At 49.2% G+C, this 18374-nt stretch carries 17 protein-coding genes and 1 other annotated feature; of the genes, 1 reads left to right on the forward strand and 16 read right to left on the reverse strand.

What is annotated here, in order from left to right; genetic code table 11:
- Positions 1-11 precede the first annotated feature (11 nt).
- The 12 genes from ileS to spoIIGA all read right to left on the reverse strand — a co-directional run bounded on the left by ileS (position 12) and on the right by spoIIGA (position 12090).
- Positions 12-3104 carry an isoleucine--tRNA ligase gene (ileS, locus tag GOM71_RS09575; protein ID WP_156280342.1) on the reverse strand — a complete coding sequence of 1031 codons (3093 nt, stop codon included), beginning with the start codon at positions 3102-3104 and terminating at the stop codon, positions 12-14.
- A 41-nt stretch (positions 3105-3145) separates the two neighbouring features.
- Positions 3146-3424, reverse strand: a binding site (T-box leader).
- Between the two features lie 120 nt (positions 3425-3544).
- Entirely contained in the window at positions 3545-4051 is a 507-nt protein-coding gene (locus GOM71_RS09580) for a DivIVA domain-containing protein (protein ID WP_156280344.1), read from the reverse strand.
- Positions 4052-4155: 104 nt separating this feature from the next.
- Complete coding sequence (locus GOM71_RS09585; protein ID WP_156280346.1) at positions 4156-4941, reverse strand: YlmH family RNA-binding protein; 786 nt, start codon at positions 4939-4941, stop codon at positions 4156-4158.
- 18 nt (positions 4942-4959) lie between these two features.
- A complete protein-coding gene (locus GOM71_RS09590) occupies positions 4960-5214 on the reverse strand; it encodes a YggT family protein (RefSeq protein WP_156280569.1) in 255 nt (84 codons plus the stop codon).
- A 37-nt stretch (positions 5215-5251) separates the two neighbouring features.
- Entirely contained in the window at positions 5252-5704 is a 453-nt protein-coding gene (locus GOM71_RS09595; RefSeq protein ID WP_156280348.1) for a cell division protein SepF, read from the reverse strand.
- A gap of 4 nt (positions 5705-5708) precedes the next feature.
- A complete protein-coding gene (locus GOM71_RS09600; protein WP_156280350.1) occupies positions 5709-6434 on the reverse strand; it encodes a YggS family pyridoxal phosphate-dependent enzyme in 726 nt (241 codons plus the stop codon).
- Positions 6435-7298 carry a peptidoglycan editing factor PgeF gene (gene pgeF / locus GOM71_RS09605; RefSeq protein ID WP_156280352.1) on the reverse strand — a complete coding sequence of 288 codons (864 nt, stop codon included), beginning with the start codon at positions 7296-7298 and terminating at the stop codon, positions 6435-6437.
- A gap of 32 nt (positions 7299-7330) precedes the next feature.
- The gene (locus GOM71_RS09610) at positions 7331-7609 is read right to left on the reverse strand and encodes a YlmC/YmxH family sporulation protein (protein ID WP_156280354.1); all 279 of its coding nucleotides are present in this window, start codon (positions 7607-7609) and stop codon (positions 7331-7333) included.
- Between the two features lie 223 nt (positions 7610-7832).
- Positions 7833-9245, reverse strand: a complete 1413-nt coding sequence (locus GOM71_RS09615; protein ID WP_173275454.1) for a copper amine oxidase N-terminal domain-containing protein — start codon at positions 9243-9245, stop codon at positions 7833-7835.
- A 188-nt stretch (positions 9246-9433) separates the two neighbouring features.
- The gene (sigG, locus tag GOM71_RS09620) at positions 9434-10216 is read right to left on the reverse strand and encodes an RNA polymerase sporulation sigma factor SigG (RefSeq protein WP_156280358.1); all 783 of its coding nucleotides are present in this window, start codon (positions 10214-10216) and stop codon (positions 9434-9436) included.
- A 103-nt stretch (positions 10217-10319) separates the two neighbouring features.
- Entirely contained in the window at positions 10320-11042 is a 723-nt protein-coding gene (sigE, locus tag GOM71_RS09625; RefSeq protein ID WP_042159826.1) for an RNA polymerase sporulation sigma factor SigE, read from the reverse strand.
- A 46-nt stretch (positions 11043-11088) separates the two neighbouring features.
- Complete coding sequence (spoIIGA, locus tag GOM71_RS09630) at positions 11089-12090, reverse strand: sigma-E processing peptidase SpoIIGA (RefSeq protein WP_367649531.1); 1002 nt, start codon at positions 12088-12090, stop codon at positions 11089-11091.
- Between the two features lie 293 nt (positions 12091-12383).
- On the opposite strand from spoIIGA, the gene GOM71_RS09635 reads away from it, so the two are divergent.
- Positions 12384-13058, forward strand: coding sequence for a DNA-binding response regulator (locus GOM71_RS09635; RefSeq protein ID WP_156280360.1), 675 nt, complete (start codon positions 12384-12386; stop codon positions 13056-13058).
- Positions 13059-13618: 560 nt separating this feature from the next.
- Here the strand turns inward: GOM71_RS09635 and ftsZ are convergent.
- From ftsZ to murA, 4 genes are all read right to left on the reverse strand, one after another.
- Positions 13619-14752 carry a cell division protein FtsZ gene (gene ftsZ / locus GOM71_RS09640; RefSeq protein ID WP_156280573.1) on the reverse strand — a complete coding sequence of 378 codons (1134 nt, stop codon included), beginning with the start codon at positions 14750-14752 and terminating at the stop codon, positions 13619-13621.
- 15 nt (positions 14753-14767) lie between these two features.
- Positions 14768-16009: a cell division protein FtsA gene (ftsA, locus tag GOM71_RS09645; RefSeq protein WP_156280362.1), complete on the reverse strand. Its 1242-nt coding sequence runs from the start codon at positions 16007-16009 to the stop codon at positions 14768-14770.
- 256 nt (positions 16010-16265) lie between these two features.
- On the reverse strand, positions 16266-17015 hold the full coding sequence (locus tag GOM71_RS09650; RefSeq protein WP_156280364.1) for a cell division protein FtsQ/DivIB: 750 nt from the start codon (positions 17013-17015) through the stop codon (positions 16266-16268).
- Positions 17016-17096: 81 nt separating this feature from the next.
- Positions 17097-18374 (reverse strand): UDP-N-acetylglucosamine 1-carboxyvinyltransferase, encoded by a 1278-nt coding sequence (gene murA / locus GOM71_RS09655; RefSeq protein WP_156280366.1) that lies wholly within the window; start codon positions 18372-18374, stop codon positions 17097-17099.

An 18374-nucleotide genomic window follows, 5' to 3' on the forward strand; every position in this document is an offset into this window, starting at 1 on the left:
CTTCAATATGCCTAGTCCCGAATAAGAATTCCAATTTCTTTCTCGCCCAGCTGCACGCGCTCCATGCCTGCCGCCGCTTCATATGCGACGCTGTTAAGCAGTACGTTATCTTGGAGCACTTCACCGAAAGCGGCAAGCGCAGCTTTCAGCTCGCTGTCGACATCCAGAACGAGATCGACGCGTTTCTCAATCGGCAGGTCAAGCTTCTTGCGCGTATCCTGAACCGCGCGAATGACTTCGCGAACCCAGCCCTCTTGCTCCAGCTCAGGCGTAATATCGGTGTTCAACGCAACCGTTACGCCGTTCGCGGATGCCGATGCAAAGCCCGATTTCGCTTGCTTTTCAACGAGCAGCTCATCGACCGTAATCGCAATAGCTTCACCCTCAGCCGTTGTGAAAACAAGGCTGCCGCCGTTAACCGCTTCGCGCGTTTGCTCCGACGTCATCGATTTCAGGTAGCCTTGGATCGGTCCGACGTTTTTGCCGTACTTTTTGCCCGCTACCTTCAGGTTCAGCTTCAACGTAAAGTCAACGAATCCGCTGTCGCTGTTCTGCACAACGATCGTCTTCACATTGATTTCGTCCTTGATAATGTCTTCATAATCGCTCAAGCCGAATTCACGATCCAGCGATACGATGAGCTCCGATAGCGGCTGACGCGTCTTGATGCTCGTTTCGTTGCGCACGTTGCGCGCAAGCTCAACGATTTGCTTCGCGCTTTCCATATCGCGCTCCAGCGTCTCGTCAATCGCCGATTCGTCGGCTGCTGGGTAATCCGCAAGATGCACGCTTCCGTCTCCGCCCAAATTGCCGTACACATCTTCAGCCAGCAGCGGCGCATATGGCGCGATCACGCGCGAGAGCGTCAGCAGCACATGGCGAAGCGTTTGGTAAGCGGCGATTTTGTCCTCTGTAAGTCCGCTGCCCCAGAAACGGTCGCGCGAACGGCGGATGTACCAGTTGCTCAGCTCATCAACAAATGTTTCAATTGCTTTCGCCGGATTAAGGAAGTCGTTTACTTCCAACCCTTTAATGACCGTTTTGATCAAGCTGTTTAAGCGGGATACGATCCAGCGGTCCAACTTGTTGTCAGAACGCTTCTCCGCATGCTCTTCGTGATTGAAGCCGTCGATTGTCGCATACAACGCGTAGAATGCGTGCGTATTGACGATCGTGTCGATGACCTTTGATTTCGCCTCGCCGACGATACCGCGCGAGAACCGCTTGCTGTTCCAAGGCGCGCTGTCCGCAAGAAGCGCCCAGCGGAAAGCGTCAGTGCCGTACTCGTTAATGATTTCCCAAGGGTCGATAACGTTGCCCTTCGACTTGGACATTTTTTGACCGTTCTCATCAAGAATATGGCCGGTCGAAATAACTGCTTTATATGGCGCTTTGCCATTGTACAGCGTCGAAACCGCGAGCAAGCTGAAGAACCAGCCGCGAGTTTGGTCAATCCCTTCACAGATCATGTCCGCCGGATATTGCTCGGCAAATTCTTCTTCGTTCTCGAACGGATGATGCTGCTGCGCAAACGGCATCGAGCCGCTGTCAAACCACACGTCGATTACTTCCGATGTACGTGTCATTACCGCGCCTTCGGCGAACGGCGATTTGAGCTTGATTTCATCAACATACGGCTTGTGCAGCTCGATATCAGCCGGCACATCGCCTACCGCCCGTTCGCGAAGATCCGCGATGCTGCTAGGCGCATATTCTTTTCCTGTCGCTTCGCACACCCACACGTTAAGCGGCGTTCCCCAATAACGGTTGCGGCTAATGTTCCAATCGACCAGGTCCTCAAGGAATTTGCCGAAGCGGCCTTCACGGATATGTCCCGGATACCAGTCTACACCGGCATTGTTGGCGATCAGCTGATCCTTCACCTTCGTCGTTTCGATGAACCAGCTTTCCGTCGCGTAATAGAGCAGCGGCGATTTGCAGCGCCAGCAGAACGGATAACTATGCTCATAACGCTCTTTCGAGTATAGAAGCCCGCGTTCGCTCAGCATTTTCACAATATCAACGTCACAGTCTTTAACGAAGCGACCGGCCAAATCGGTTACATCATCGATGTAACGGCCTGCGTTATTGACTACGCTCAGCATGCTGATGCCGTTCTGACGCGCTACTTTATAGTCATCCTCGCCGTGCGCAGGCGCAATGTGGACGATACCGGTACCGCTCGTATCGCTTACGAAATCGCCCGGGATAACGACATGGCCTTTCTCGATCGGCACATAACGGAATGGCGGCTCGTAGCTAAGACCGACGAGCTCGGAGCCTTTCACAGTCGACAGCGTTTCATAGCCTTCCTTCAGAACGCTCTCCGCCAAATTTTTCGCAACGATGTAGACTTCGCCGTCTTTTACAGCACGAATGTATTCAAGCTCCGGATTAACCGCGAGCGCTACGTTAGCTGGAAGCGTCCAAGGCGTCGTCGTCCAAGCGAGGATGAACTCGCCGGAATCGTTCAGCTTGAATTTCGCCGTTGCGCTCAAGTCCTTCACGTCTTCATAGCCTTGAGCAACCTCATGCGAGCTCAGCGTCGTCTGGCAGCAAGGGCAATACGGGCTAACGCGGTGTCCGCGGTAGAGCAAGCCTTTGCTATGAATCGTCGACAAAATGTGCCAGACGCTTTCGATGTATTCGTTTTTAAGCGTAATGTACGGATTGTCCAGATCGGTCCAGTAGGCGATCGCTTCGGTCAATTCGCGCCATTGCTTTTCGTATACAAAAACGCTGTCTTTGCACTTTTTAATAAAAGCTTCTACGCCGTACTTCTCGATTTCTTGCTTGCCGGAAATGCCAAGCTGTTTCTCCACGCCAAGCTCGACCGGAAGGCCGTGCGTATCCCAGCCCGCTTTACGCACAACGCGGTAGCCGGACATCGTTTTGTAGCGGCCGATAAAGTCTTTAATGACGCGGCCGAGGACGTGACCGATATGCGGAGCGCCGTTCGCTGTCGGCGGCCCTTCATAAAAAACATAATTCGGTTTGCCTTTACGATTTTCGATTGATTGTTTGAATGTGTCGTTCTGCTCCCACTGCTTCAAGATGCGGAGCTCGCGCGCTCTTGCTTTTTCCTTGACGTCAACGCGTTGCATCGTTCATACCTCCTGAAAAATAAATAAAGTCCCGTCCCTGTAAAAGGGACGAGACTGTTCTCGCGTTACCACCCTTGTTCCGCATGACGGCAGATTTAGACCTGCTGCAGGCGGCACCTTTGGCGCGAATCGCTTTCGATCCGCGGTCCCTATAACGGGGGACAGTCCGTCAGCCCTTACTCCTTGCCGCAATTCGGGCAAGTTTCTGCGCTGCTTCTCGGAGATGATATTCCGCTTCGGTTCGAACGCCGTCTTTCAGCAATCAACGGCTCTCTGGGGGACGAACGGAAAAGCGTACTCGTTCTCGTCAACAAAGTTTAGATGTAATTCAAAATGTCTGAAAACCAGCCCTTTTTGAATCCTTATATTTATCATTTATATCTGATCGCTCGATCATTGTCAAATCCAATTACAACAATGGGCTTCCGCTTAACCGGGCATTAGCCTCTTTGCAGCTGCTCGAGCGTAGAAGATGCGGAAGGCTGCTGGCTCTCCAGCGTATCCCAGCCGTCTTGGCTAAGCAGCTCAAGCTGGGCCTCGACGAGCGTACGAAAACGAGCGCGGTAGATCGACGCTTGCTTCTTCAGCTCTTCAACCTCCAACGACACTTTGCGCGACTTGGCAAGCGATTCGTTAATAATACGATCAGCGTTTTTCTCCGACTCTTTAATAATAAGCTGCGCTTCTTTCTTCGCGTTGTTTCGGACTTCATCCGCCGCTTCCTGTGCGACAATAATCGTCTTGCTCAACGTCTCCTCAATATTAGCGAAGTGGTTGAGTTTCTCTTGCAAATTGAGAATCTGATTCTGCAGCTCTTTATTCTCTCGAATAATCGCTTCATAGTCTTTAATGACTTGATCAAGGAACTCGTTTACCTCGTCTTCATCATAACCGCGCAATCTCCGTCCAAATTCCTTGTTATGTATGTCCAATGGCGTCAACGGCATTGGCGCACCTCCTAAACGTATTAGCCGCCAAAGTCGGCTTCACTTCGGATACACTCTATTTGTGCAAAGGATTCGACAGATGTTTCCAAAATCCTGCATCGCTTTTAAATAAATTTGCCTATGCGTACGCGGATTCTTCCTTTTTTCGTCACGCCGTCCTCTTCCAAAACTTTGAAGCGTCCAAGTCCTTTAATGGAAATTACGTCGCCGGTCTTGAGCTGCACAGCCGGATTCTCCTCCGTCTTCCAATTGACGCGGCAACGGCCTGCGCGAATCGGATCAACGATTTTTGTCCGGCTAATGCGATGAACATCGCTGGCGATTCCGTCCAAGCGCATGGATGCAACGGTAAACGTCATTTCTTGTAGTTCTGGAACGACCGGCTGAAGCTGCTGCAACGGAATAATATCGGTTAACACGCTAGCCCGATGCACTTGTCTAAGGTGTATATTTAAGTAATCGGCAATTTCATCGAGAATGATGATATGGCAAAACGATTCATTTACATGAATATCGCCAATCCGATCGCGTTTTATCCCAAGACCTAACAGCGCACCCAAATAATCGCCATGATCGAGATCTGACAAGGCTCCTGCGCTAGCTCCCTGAACTTCAAGCACCGACAATCCCGACGGTTCGCCTTCCAAATACAAATAATCCGGGCCGATTAGCGCGCGGCAGCGTTCTGCGTCCGGATAGCCTCCTTCGAAGCGAACTTGCACGTCAGCATCTCGATTAGCCAGCATTTCTACAATTTGCAATTGTCTTGGATCTAAAAAATCGGTCCGCTTCAGCTCATGCTGCTGGGCGGACCGCTCTATCCATTCCCAAGCACGGTCGACAAAAGGCTTCTCGTCCGGGTGGAAATGTTCATATACAGTTGGTTTCATTACTCGCTCATCCCTTGGTTATACGAATAGATTTGCGATAAACTCAAGCACTGCGACAATGCCGAGAGCCACATACCGCAATGCAATCAGCGCCAGTATTGGAGATATGTCCAGCATTCCGCCGATTGGCGGAATAAACCTGCGGAATATGCTTAAGTACGGTTCCACCACTTTGCCAAGCATTTCGCCGATAAAGCTGTTCCGGGCGTTGGGGAGCCAAGACATCAAAATATAAGCGACGATTAAAAAATAGTACACATTCTGCAAATTCATGACGATGCCGCTAATGCTCCAATCATTCAATTCAAGGTCACCTCATTTTATTGTAATCGTTATCCTCCGCAAGCATTTCCGTTATTGTCCCTTGAATTTCAACCGAATCCGGGGTGCATAGGAAAATATTCGGGCCCAGCTTCGAAATATTGCCGTTCAACGCGTAGACGGTGCCGCTTAAAAAGTCGACGATCCGTACGGCAAGATCGGTACGAACGCGCTGCAAGTTGACTATTACCGCGCGGCGCGACCGCAAATGGTCGGCAATATCTTGCGCTTCGTCGTACGAGCGAGGCTCGTTCAATACGACGCGAACATTTTTCTGCGAATGGATGCTTACAATGTTGTTTGTGTTCTTCGTATTTTTACGTGAATCTAAGACCGGGGTTTCAATCTCTTGCTCTTCGGTTTGCGTGACACGCTCGCGTTCAATAATTTCCTCTTCATCCTGCAGGCCAAGGTAATTCATAAACCGATTAATTACACTCATCTTATTATCCCTCTTTTCCGACTAGAATGGTTCCAAGCCTAACCCATGTTGCCCCCTCTTCAATAGCTACCTCGAAGTCGCCCGACATGCCCATAGACAACTCTGTCAGCGGCGGGTCAAAAGCTTTCGCCAAGTTCAACTGATCGCGAAGCTCTCGCAATGCCCTAAAAACAGGCCTTGCCGCTTCCGGCTCCGAATCATAGGGAGCCATCGTCATTAAGCCGATTGGCAGCAGATTCGGATATTGGCGCAGCTCTTCCGCAAATTGCGTTACCGCCTCCGGCGGCATGCCATGCTTCGAATCCTCGCCCGAAATGTTGACCTGAATGAAGCACGGCACCTTTATGGCTAGCTGGGACGCTCGTTTATCGATCGCCTGTGCGAGCGAGATGCGATCTAACGAGTGAATGTATGTAAATTTGCCGATGACGTCCTTCACTTTGTTCGTTTGCAGCGAGCCGATGAAATGCCATACCGCTTGTCCTTCCGCGTCTTCACTGTCATTCCCCGATCCGCTGATCGCTTCCCATTTCTGCTGCGCATCCTGCCAGCGATTCTCGCCAAGATGCTGCAAGCCTAGCCGATGGGCTTCGATTGCCGTCTCGAGCGAGACGTATTTCGTGACCGCGATTACATTTACATCTTCACGGCTGCGGCCGCTGCGCTCACAGGCGGCGGCAATTCGACTGTCTACTTCTTGTATTCTGTCCTTAAAAGTCGTCAATTCCATTCACCTCTCCCGGATACCGATCCAGCTGGCCATCCGGCCGGTACGGCCGCCTTCCTTGCGATGAGAAAAGAAAAGTTCCCTATTGCAGCCAGTGCACCAATTTGACAATTCGATATGAATCGGCAAAATTCCTGCTTTTATCATAATCTGTCGATTAATTTGTTTCAAGTTTACCATAGCTTTTCCATTTCCAAGCTCTTTCATCATGGGAGCCGAATCATTCTGATCATGACCGCTGCCCTTTTCAAATGAAGCAAGCAATGGCCTCAGCTTACCTATAACATGCTCGTCGACCTCATAGCAGCAATCGCCTATCGAAGGCCCAATCGCTGCAAGCAGCTTTTCAGGCTTGGAGCCGTACTGTTCCTTCATGCGCTCCGCCGTTCTAGCCGCAATTTCCAGCACGGTGCCTTTCCATCCCGCATGCGCAAGCGCAATCGCTTCATGCTCCGGGTCATAGAAATATAACGGCACGCAGTCGGCATAAAAGGACGTCAGCATGACGCCAGGCACATCGGTCATAATAGCGTCTGTATCCTGAATCGCCGATTGCCGCGTCAGCCGGCCGCTGCCGCGCTCTTCTCTAGTAATGTGGCGAACCTCGCAGCCATGCACCTGCTCCGCCGATGTCCACGCCTCGAAGGGCCAATTCAACGCTTCAGCGAGCAACTCGCGGCTGCGAATAACATCCTCGTCCCGATCTCCGACATGCAGCGCCAGGTTAAGCGACGCCCATTGCGACTCGCTTGCTCCGCCGCTTCTTCCGGTAAAGCCTGCGGTTAGCCGGTTATTCTGTTCCATCCAAGAAGACAACAAAAAAAGCGAAGGTCCCTTCGCCGATTGCATTGCATGAAAAGCTTCCATCTGGCATTCACCTCTGTAAGCAGTTTAACGCGTTAAGAGCGGGCGTGCAAATCCTCCTCTTCGATTCTCGGCTTCGTTTCGTCCATTCGGACCAGGACGACGTCCGCGCCGATTTTGACAATATTGCGCCAAGGGATTACGATTTCCGTTCCCCCGCTTCCGAACATGCCAAGAAAGCGCGTAAACTGAGGTATCACAATCGAGTCGATTCGCCCCTGACGCAAATCAAGCTCCAAATCGCTAATTTGCCCAAGCTTTTTGCCGTCGACAATATTAATAACGTCCTTCGTCTGAAAATCGGAAATTTTCATTTTCGGATCACCACTTTCCCGGCGCGATGGGGCAAGCAGAAACGGCCTCGCCCTCCTTCGAAGGCGGAGCTTCGTTTCGTGTTGAAATATAGGCGTTTGCCGCATTCTACCCTATGTATATGTTGGATTTGCCTAAAATGTCCGCTTTAGAGAAAAAAACAAGACCCTCCTGGGAAGGAGAGTCTTGTTAGAATCGCTCGCTGTTCGTCGTTCGATAGGATATCTAATAGGCAGCCCATGGCTTTTTCTGTGTCTTCGCTTTAACCAAATCGATTTGCAAATCGTTCATAATGATATCGAATTGATAGCCTGTGCTCGCTTGCTGCCCAGCGTATTTCGTGTCCTGAGATAGACTCCAAATAAATGCGCAATCGTCAACCACTGATACGAGTAACGTGACCCAATGTTCATTGCCGTTATAACGCTCTCTCATTTTGACGGCAGTATTGCCTTGGAAGGTAGTGTAAAACCGTTCTTCCAGGTTAGCTCCATTTAGGTTAAAATATTCGAACTGAACCTTATCAACAATGTCCTTTAGCTCTTGACCGTTTTCCAGTTGAACAACCTTTAGACTGAACGTCCCCGTGTAGAGATCAGCCGCATCAAAATGCGGATTGCTGAAATCCGGATTTTGCTTCCAACCCTTTGGAAGTTGGATGTTCAAACCGTATTTTTCATTCTTCAACGTCGTGTATTGGTCCTTCGATTTTCTTGCGTAATCAAGTTGATGTACATCCTTTATATCTATTGTCGGCTTGAACGATTTCAACAGCGCTTGAGCGATACGGTCTCTTTCTTCCTCGTACGTAACGTCCGAGAAGGAAAGCACAACCCAATACGTATTGCCGTTCGCTTGCATTCCCCAATATTGCGTATATAAATTTGAGAAATCTTGATTTTGCTTCGTTTCGATAAAAGCGTATTCCATCGGTAACGAGAAGGTATAGACATCACGTATGACTGCTTCCGATGGATGGAGCACCTTTAATTTGTCCTCCCTTACCGTTGCAATCTCCGAACTTTTTGTTCCCTTCGTTACTTGGACATTAAAGCCGAAGTTGTTTCCTGACTTGCCGCTAAACGAAATCGAATCTCCTGTTTCGGATTGATCGATCATTCGCATAAAAGACGGCGCGCCGATCGACCAACCGAAGGTGCTGTCGCCTACACGCAGCTTCTTATCAATAACCGGTTCAGCAGCAACCGTCATTCGAACCTCTTTTGTTTTTGCGTTATACGTTATTTTTCCGCCGAAAGCTTCCGTAATCGCTCGAAAAGGAACCATGACGGAGCCGTTTTTCATTTCAGCCGGCGTACTTAGCTTTTTAGATTGTCCGTCGAGCGTCATCGCTGTTTGTCCAATTCCGATCCACACATTGTGCGGTTTATACGTTTTGTTCCAAAGCGTTAAATTGCTTCCTTCAAGTTTAAACTGTAAATTTAAAGTCCGAATGATGACATTCAAAGGTCCAAGCGTAGTCCCGTTCTTTTCATAAATGGGCTGAATCGTCATTTTCTTTCCGTTCACAGTAGCTGTTGTACTGCCTAACGGAATAACAGCCTCAGAGCGCAATTCCCCCTTTGCTGCAGAACTCACTTCGGTTAATGACGCTGCAGACAGCGCTGCCGGAAACATTAAGCATAGGCATAATATAACAGAAATCATTTTTTGGGCTGTGGAAGTTCTATTTCCTCTCATCCATTTCATTTACTTTTTCTCCTCTCCTATGTATAAATTACCAGTAGTTAGACGTACACCTTTTAAAAAAGGTTTCGCATTTTTTAAAGAAAGTACAAAATTAAAAACGACGCCTTTCGGCGCCGTTACGTTTTGACATGCTTTTGCATTTGTTGAATCGCTGATTTTTCCAGCCTGGATACTTGCGCTTGCGAGATGCCGATTTCGTCGGCGACTTCCATTTGCGTCTTGCCCTCGAAGAAGCGCATCGACAAAATCATTTTCTCGCGGTCGTTCAGCTTATGCATCGCTTCCCGCAGCGCAATTTCCTCGATCCATGATACGTCTTTGTTCTTATCATCGCTAATTTGATCCAACACGTAGATTGGATCCCCGCCGTCATGGTAGATCGGCTCAAACAACGACACAGGGTCTTGTATCGCGTCAAGCGCGAAGACGACATCTTCCTTCGGCACATTTAGCGCCTCCGAAATTTCGAATATGGTCGGTTCGCGGGAATTTTGATTGGTCAGGCTGTCCCGTACCTGCAGTGCTTTGTACGCAATATCCCGCAAGCTTCGCGATACGCGAATCGGGTTATTGTCTCGCAAGTAACGGCGTATTTCTCCGATGATCATCGGGACGGCATAGGTGGAGAATTTTACGTTTTGGCTAAGGTCGAAATTATCGATCGCCTTCATAAGTCCGATGCAGCCGACTTGAAATAAATCGTCTACAAATTCTCCCCTGTTGTTAAAGCGCTGAATAACACTAAGCACAAGCCTCAAGTTGCCGTTAACCAATTTCTCTCTTGCTGCCCACTCGTTTCGGGTTTGCAATGCGGTGAACAGCTCCCGCATTTCGGCGTTGGTCAGAACAGGCAGTTTCGAAGTATCCACTCCACAGATCTCGACTTTATTTCGGGTCAACGTGATTACCTCCCAAGGAGAAACATTAATGTTCATTATCTCCTTGGTCCCCTTTTTTATTCCTCCGGGGAGAGTCGTTGACAAAGCGCCGTACGTCCGGCTTTTAGACCATTTTGTTAAATTCCTTGCGCAAACGTTTAATAATCCGCTTCTCCAAGCGTGAAATATAAGACTGAGAAATGCCGAGCAAATCCGCAACATCCTTCTGCGTTTTCTCTTCTCCGTCCGCTAATCCGAAGCGCAATTCCATAATAATCCGTTCTCTTTCGGACAGCTTGTCGAGCGCTTTATGCAGCAGTTTGCGGTCAACCTGTTCCTCGATATTGCGGTAGATCGTATCATTTTCCGTTCCCAATACATCGGACAAAAGCAGCTCATTGCCATCCCAATCAATATTGAGCGGTTCGTCAAACGAAACCTCTGTCCTGGTTTTGCTGTTGCGGCGCAAATACATCAAAATTTCGTTCTCGATGCAGCGCGAGGCATATGTCGCAAGCTTTATTTTTTTCTCCGGATCAAACGTATTGACCGCTTTAATGAGTCCAATCGCGCCGATAGAGACGAGGTCCTCAATATGGATGCCTGTGTTTTCGAATTTACGGGCAATGTATACGACGAGGCGCAAATTGCGCTCGATCAGCATCGCCCGAATCGCCGAATCGCCGGAAGGCAGCTTGTCGAGCAGGTACTCTTCTTCTTCGCGGGTTAAGGGTGGCGGGAGCGCCTCGCTGCCGCCGATATAATAAATTTGTTCGCCTTTTAATCCGAATAAAATTAAAACTCTATAATAGTATAACTGCAGGACTAATTTCCATTTGACGAGCATCCGGCCCATCCCTCCCCGTGTAATTGTGAGATGCGATAAGATTGCTTCATTCGACCTTTGCTTGTTCGGAAACGAGATTCGGATGGATAATCGCTTGATAAGCGCTGTCTGCCGTAAGTCTGCCGCCGTCAAGACCGACGAGCACTTTCTTGTTGACAAACACCTGTCCTTCCCGCTCGATTCGAACGAAATCCGGCTTCAAAGCGAGCATAAATTGCGATCCGCGGTTAACGCCCCGATAAGGGACAAGACGAAGTCTTTCCTGCCAGGCAAAATGGCCCTCTCCTCCCAGCCCGGCGACAAGTCGATCCACCTGCTCCTCGCGAATACTCTTTAGCCAAGCGGGCGGCAGCTCTTTTTCCCAGAGAGCCGCTTCAACGACCATAACCGGCGTTCGAGTCAACGGATCATAAAGTTGATTGCCGGTGTCGATTAACCCGACGCATCGCTGCTCTTGATCGTCAATCGAAATAATAACTTCGGCGAGATGAGTTTGCACCAGCTCCCTTTCTCGTCGCTGCGTTAACACGGTGCGGTATATATACAGACCGATACAAAACGCTGCTATAAAATAAATCAAACCCATTTTCAACTCTGCTTGCATGCCGCCTTTAATGAAATTGACCGTCCTCCACATTTCACCCGACCCTTGCATAAGCAAGTAATGAATGCCGAGTATGGCTCCCGCTGCTACGAAATTGACCGCATAGAAAGCTGCTATATTCCGTGCAAACTGTTGCAGCGATACGAATCCGAATGCCACCCACAGCATTAAAAAAGATACGGAAATTTTTACGAGCAGCGTAAAAAGAATCGAAAGCTGCGGATAGAACATAAGCACAACATAGCATGCGCCTATTGCCGATGCAGCGAGAATTCGCCAGGCGTTAGCTTTCTTATGACGAACCCATGCTGTTGTAAGAAGCAAGCTGCCATCAACGAGCAGCTCTCGCAAAAACATCACATCGACATAAACAGCCACGGCGTCACCTTCCTGGGATTCCGGACCTTGGCCGTTGGCCGACGCCCCGGAGAGAACGATTGACACCAGTATATTCAAATCCTATTTCAAAGTCTGTCTAATCATGACGGTATGATAGATCTTTTTTTGTCGAGCATGCATATAAAAAACGGCATAGAATAACAGGGCAAAATGATTCTCAGCTACTATTGCCTTGCCCATAATTTGATGGCTTTGACAAAGGGGACTTGTTAACACTTGATCATTTATGGTAAATTATTGCTGGAATTAATAGTTGCGGATTGCGAAGCACGTACCGCGTCAAAGGATCGAATATTCGATACCTTTGGCGCGTTTTTTTATTACGAGGAGAGTGTTCGATGGTTGATTTCCAACAAAGCTATGACCGCTGGTATATTGCTCATGTACGAAAAAGAAAAGGCGAAGCTGCTCGCCGACTAGTGGATGCCTTAGGGCATGCCGAGAAGCTATTTGTCGAAAATGTATGGTTCCCTGCTTTCGAAGAGCTGAATGATTTGCATCCCGAGTATGAGGTTTCCGATTTCAAAGACGGTACCCGATTCATTGATTTTGCTTATATAAAAAATGGCATCCGGTTGGCAATTGAGATCGATGGCTTCAAAAGCCACGCTGCCGATCTAAATCGCTGGCAATTCTCCGATTCTCGCATGCGCCAAAACCACCTAATTCTCGACGGCTGGTCTATACTGCGGTTCAGCTACGATGATATGAAGGACAAGCCGATGACCTGTATCCAACTACTTCGGCAGTTTATGGGAAGCCGCCGACTGTTACCGGATTATGGTGATGGCAATTCTAATAGGTTGCTTGAACGAGAAGTCCTTCGGTTAGCCCTTCATCTTGGCAGGCCTATAAAACCTATCGATATTCAAACTAGTCTTCAGATCGGAAGACGTAAAACAGAATCCGTTTTGTCCCGGCTTCAAGCTGGCGGATACTTATCGCCTCTCGGGGATGGTCCGCGGAATTGTTTGTATGAGTTAAACCGGCAGCAGCTGCGACATATGCTATGACGTTAATTGTGAATCATTTAGCACGAACATCTGAAACCGAGCTCTAAGGTACTTTTGTACATTGGAGCTGCGGAGTATCGTCTTTGTGGAAGCACTAGTGTACTTTTGTACCTTAGATGGGCGCTCAAGCTGTCTGTGGGGCGATTCACAATCAAGCTAAGGTACTTTTGTACATTAGCGCTGTGAGCGATCGTCTTTGTGGATGCTTTAAGGTACTTTTGTACCTTAGATGGGCGCTTGAGCGATCTGTGGGGCGATTATCTAACGAGCTAAGGTACTTTTGTACCTTAGAGCTGCGGAGTATCGTCTTTGTGGATGCTTTAAGGTACTTTTGTACCTTAGATGGGCGCTTGAGCGGTCTGTGGGGCGATTATCTAGCGAGCTAAGGTACTTTTGTACATTGGAGCTGTGGGCTATCGTCTTTGTGGAAGCTTTAAGGTACTTTTGTACTTTAAATGGGCGATATGACGATATGGACGGCGGTGAGAATACTGGCATGACCGAAAACACTACAACAAAAAAGCCCGTCAACCAAATGGTTGACGAGCTTCAAACAACGATTAGCGATCGCTGCGCGGGCGATTGCGCAAAAATGCTGGAATTTCGAGCTGGTCGCTCGAAGTACTTGTGCCAAACGGTTTTACACTGCTTGACGAAGCAGATGAAGCGGATTGCGAGCTTGTTGAACGCGCTTCTGGCTCAGCTTGAGGCGCTGCTGCGCGGCGGACCGACGCCGAAGGCTTGTGCTCAAAGCCGGTTGCGATAACCGTTACTTTGATCTCGTCTTTCAAATCTTCGTCAATAATCGCACCAAAGATCATATTAACTTCCGGATCGGAAGCCGAGATGACGATTTCAGCTGCTTCATTGACTTCATACAGCGACAGGTTGCTGCCGCCAGTAATATTCATAATTACTCCGCGTGCGCCGTCGATCGACGTCTCGAGCAGCGGGCTCATGATTGCTTTCTTTGCCGCTTCTGCCGCACGATTCTCGCCAGTCGCGATGCCAATGCCCATAAGAGCCGAGCCGCGCTCAGTCATAATAGTCTTAACGTCAGCAAAGTCGAGGTTGATCAAGCCAGGAACGGCGATCAAGTCCGAAATGCCTTGTACCGCTTGACGCAATACGTTATCCGCTTCGCGGAACGCTTCAAGCATAGGCGTCTTCTTGTCAACGATCTCAAGCAATCGGTCATTTGGAATGACGATAAGCGTATCAACCTTTTCTTTCAACGCCTCGATGCCAAGCTCTGCTTGAGCGGAACGTTTGCGGCCTTCAAATGTGAATGGACGTGTTACGACGCCCACAGTCAGCGCGCCGCATTCGCGGGCAATTTCTGCGATGACTGGTGCGGCGCCTGTTCCCGTGCCGCCGCCCATACCGGCAGTAACGAACACCATGTCCGAGCCTTTCAACTGATTGATAACAAGCTCGCGGGATTCTTCAGCCGCTTTCTTGCCTACTTCCGGATTGGCACCTGCGCCCAAGCCGCGTGTCAGCTTGTCGCCGATTTGCAATTTATGCTCCGACTTTGCAAGATGAAGAGCTTGCGCGTCTGTATTTACTGTAATAAACTCGACGTTCTTGACGCCGTTCTCGATCATTCGGTTAACGGCATTGCTTCCGCCGCCGCCTACACCAATTACTTTTATTTGAGCGAGTTGCTCCAAATCCATATCGAACTCCAACATCATCTTATCCCCCGATCAAATAAATTCGTTAAACATGCTTTTTAAACGTTCGAACATACCGGGTTTGGATGAAGCGGTGGAACCCGTCTTGCGGTTTGTCGTTTTCTTCACTGCACTTGTTCCGCGTGACCCCATATATTTCGAGACGTATTGAATCATGCCGACTCCGCTGCTGAAAGCGGGATCGCGTACGCCGATATAATCCGGCAGCGCGATACGCACAGACGATTCCAGCTCAGCCTGCGCCAATGCAAGCGTGCCAGGCATAGTCACCGACCCACCGGTCAATACGTATCCATTTACTTTATCGCCATAGCCGAGACGACGAACTTCCTGACGCACAAGCTGAAAAATTTCCTGCATCCTCGGTTCAACAATGCTCGCAAGGTCAACCTGGGAAAATTCCTTTTCCAAGTTGCTGCCCATGCGAGTCACTTTGAATTTTACTTCTTCCGCAGCATCGCTGACAAAAGCGCAGCCGTACTTCAGCTTGATTTTCTCCGCTTGCTCGCTTTGCGTCCGAAGACCGTAAGCAATATCATTTGTCACATACTCGCCGCCGATTGGCAGCGTAGACGTAGCCGCAATACTGCCTTGCTCATAAATGGTAACCGTAGTCGAACCTGCTCCGATGTCCGTCAGCACGGTTCCGATCGTCTTCTCGTCTTTCGTCAATGACATAACGCCCGACGCGAGCGACATTAATATGACGCTCTTAATTCGAAGACCAGCTTTCTCTACGCAACGCATTAAATTATGTATAGCTGTCTTTGCCCCTGTTACAATCGTCGCTTCCACCTCAAGGCGAACGCCGATCATACCGCGCGGATCCGAAATGCCCTCAAGCCCGTCCACTAAAAACTGCTTAGGAACCAAATTAATAATTTCACGCTCAGGCGGCAACGCCACTACTTTCGCAGCCTGAATAACGCGTTCGATATCTTCTTCGCCTATTTCACGATCCTCGTTGGATACGGCAACTACGCCACGATTCGTCTGCAATGCAATATGGTTCCCTTGAATGCCGACATAGACGTCTGATATTTGAATGCCCACCATTCGCTCCGCATGCTCCACCGCATTGCGAATTGATTGAACGGTTTGGTCAATATCTACAATTGCACCTTTGCGAATACCCTCCGAGTCGGCAGATCCAACTCCAATAATATTAATGGCTCCGTTATTGATTTCGCCAATAATAGCACGAACTTTGGATGTACCGATGTCCAAACTGACGATGATGTCGTTGCTGCTCAACCCGCGGCACCTCCGTTTCAACTAATAATATTTAGCGCTTCGAAATGTATTCAGGACTAAAAAAATGAAAAACGTCTTTCTACATATTCAACGCAGTTGATATTTTCCCTCTTTTTTCTACAAAATTTTCAGCACTCTATTTTTAGATACGAAGTGCGCTGGGACCGCGCTAATCGTTTCGATTGTGTCATGGCAATCAAAGCTAAAGATATAATTAAAATTCTACCATTCTTTCTACCTATTGAGTAGTCTATTTTTAGTCAGTTTCCATATTTTCAGTAGAATTTCCATCAAACGGAACATACGTGTCGGCTAAAAGCATCGTAATCTTGCCTGGCTCCTGCGATTCGATTACCGCATTAAGCGCTTCAATCTTTTCTGAAAGCAGCGAGACTGATGTAATAACCTCAAATTTCGTTCTCGTATACATTTTGATCCGATCCGGATATGCCTTGGAAGGATACGGAATGATTTCCGACAGATCGGAAAGCTGTTTCGCTGAGATCGTCCCAAGCTGCTTCGTCAATTCCGCCTTATTCGGGTCATCTGCCTTCCAGCCGGAAAGTACCGGCTTGTCCAGCAGCGCCTCTCCGCTTGCAGCCAATACGCTGGTCGCATTGGACATAATGGCCGTCATTTGGCCGTCCGGTCCAATTTCAAACGCAACAACAGGATATTCCTTGACCGAAATGGTAATCGAGCCCGGAAATTGTTTGACAACCGTCGCTTCCTGCACAGCCTTTACCTTCAAAACACGCTTTTCCAGCGTCTCTTTGGCAACTCCAAAAAAAGCGTCTCCTATTGCAATATCCGCCGCGCCGACGATTTCCGCTTTCGTTGCGTTAACGGAACCCGTAACGTCGATGACTGAAATTTTACTGATGGAAGAATTGAAAAAAAGCACGGCAAGAAGTACCGCAAATAGCAAAAAGAGAATTGACAGCAGCTTGCGGCTGCCTTTTCTTCGGCGTTCCGGTTGTTTCAGCACAGGCATCTGCGCGCTCATCGCTTGTCCCTTCCTTCGGCAAAAGCATCCGGTCCCGCAAGTTTAGCGGGATCCGGTTATTGAATGTAACGATTCAAGGTATTAGTTCGTTAGGTTGTTCGGTACCGGAGACTGACGCGTAATGCGCGCGCCGAGCCGGGTAAGCATCGAATCGATTCGATCGTAGCCGCGGTCGATATGATGAATTTGCTCTACGACCGTTTTCCCTTGGGCCGCAAGGCCGGCAATAACAAGAGCCGCTCCTGCTCGAAGATCGGTCGCTTCAACCGTCGCACCGTAAAGTCTTGGAACGCCGCGAATGATGGCCGCATTCATATCGACTCGAATATCCGCGCCCATACGCGACAATTCATCGACATGCTTCAGACGGCTTTCAAAAATCGTCTCTTTCATAATGCTGACTCCGTCTGCAAGCGTCAGAAGCACCATGACCTGAGATTGCAAATCGGTCGGAAACGCCGGATAAGGAGCTGTGACAATCCGCTCTACCGATTTGGCTCTAGCAGCGCTGCCGACTTTAATTATATCACCGTCTACGGCGATTTGAACACCAGCCCGGCGCAGCACATGTATTAATGAAGTCAAATGCGCTGGATTTGTATTTTGCAGCGTAACCTGGCCTCTCGTGGCAGCAGCGGCGACCATTATCGTGCCGGCTACAATTCGATCGGGAATAACCTTATACCGGCACGGCGTAAGCGACTGTACCCCCTCGATCGTAATCGTATCCGTGCCTGCGCCAATAATTTTCGCGCCCATTGCGTTGAGGAACCGCTGCAGATCCTGAATTTCCGGTTCCCTAGCCGCATTGCTGATCGTCGTTCGGCCTTCCGCCAGAACAGCGGCCATCATAATATTTTCCGTCGCGCCGACGCTTGGGAACGCCAAATGAATATCAGCCCCGAATAGCTTACCGGCGCGGCAAATAATACGATTCCCGGCTTCCTCTATTTCCGCGCCAAGCGCTTCAAGCCCTTGCAAATGAAGATCGATCTTTCGCTCACCGATCGCGCAGCCTCCCGGCTGATAGACTTGTGCTTCTCCAAACCTCGCAAGCAATGGACCCATTAAAAATATAGACGATCGCATTTGCCCCATCAACGACTCCGGCACACGAGAGGTATGAGCGGTATCCGTATCTATGACGACCGTATTCCCATTATGCTCGGCGCGGCATCCTAATTCGCGTAAAATGTTAAGCATGACCTCGATATCGAGCAGCTTCGGCACATGATCAATCGTCGTAGTGCCTTCTGCGAGCAAGCTTGCTGCCAATATCGGCAAAGCGGCATTTTTCGCTCCTTGGATAACAATGGATCCTGAGAGAGGTTTCCCGCCTTCAATCACCAATTTGTCCAA

Origin of the sequence: Paenibacillus sp. NEAU-GSW1 (assembly GCF_009737085.1) — a bacterium.
Classification (GTDB): Bacteria; Bacillota; Bacilli; order Paenibacillales; family Paenibacillaceae; genus Pristimantibacillus.

What these genes read in the sequence shown, in the direction of transcription:
- GOM71_RS09610 (WP_156280354.1), bottom strand. Translation starts at nt 7,609, where the DNA reads ATGAAAATTTCCGATTTTCAGACGAAGGACGTTATTAATATTGTCGAC.
- GOM71_RS09615 (WP_173275454.1), bottom strand. Translation starts at nt 9,245, where the DNA reads ATGTTTCCGGCAGCGCTGTCTGCAGCGTCATTAACCGAAGTGAGTTCT.
- GOM71_RS09590 (WP_156280569.1), bottom strand. Translation starts at nt 5,214, where the DNA reads ATGAATTTGCAGAATGTGTACTATTTTTTAATCGTCGCTTATATTTTG.
- GOM71_RS09650 (WP_156280364.1), bottom strand. Translation starts at nt 17,015, where the DNA reads ATGAGCGCGCAGATGCCTGTGCTGAAACAACCGGAACGCCGAAGAAAA.
- pgeF (WP_156280352.1), bottom strand. Translation starts at nt 7,298, where the DNA reads ATGGAAGCTTTTCATGCAATGCAATCGGCGAAGGGACCTTCGCTTTTT.
- GOM71_RS09580 (WP_156280344.1), bottom strand. Translation starts at nt 4,051, where the DNA reads ATGCCGTTGACGCCATTGGACATACATAACAAGGAATTTGGACGGAGA.
- sigE (WP_042159826.1), bottom strand. Translation starts at nt 11,042, where the DNA reads ATGCTCGTCAAATGGAAATTAGTCCTGCAGTTATACTATTATAGAGTT.
- GOM71_RS09600 (WP_156280350.1), bottom strand. Translation starts at nt 6,434, where the DNA reads ATGGAATTGACGACTTTTAAGGACAGAATACAAGAAGTAGACAGTCGA.
- ileS (WP_156280342.1), bottom strand. Translation starts at nt 3,104, where the DNA reads ATGCAACGCGTTGACGTCAAGGAAAAAGCAAGAGCGCGCGAGCTCCGC.
- ftsZ (WP_156280573.1), bottom strand. Translation starts at nt 14,752, where the DNA reads ATGTTGGAGTTCGATATGGATTTGGAGCAACTCGCTCAAATAAAAGTA.
- GOM71_RS09585 (WP_156280346.1), bottom strand. Translation starts at nt 4,941, where the DNA reads ATGAAACCAACTGTATATGAACATTTCCACCCGGACGAGAAGCCTTTT.
- GOM71_RS09595 (WP_156280348.1), bottom strand. Translation starts at nt 5,704, where the DNA reads ATGAGTGTAATTAATCGGTTTATGAATTACCTTGGCCTGCAGGATGAA.
- GOM71_RS09635 (WP_156280360.1), top strand. Translation starts at nt 12,384, where the DNA reads ATGGTTGATTTCCAACAAAGCTATGACCGCTGGTATATTGCTCATGTA.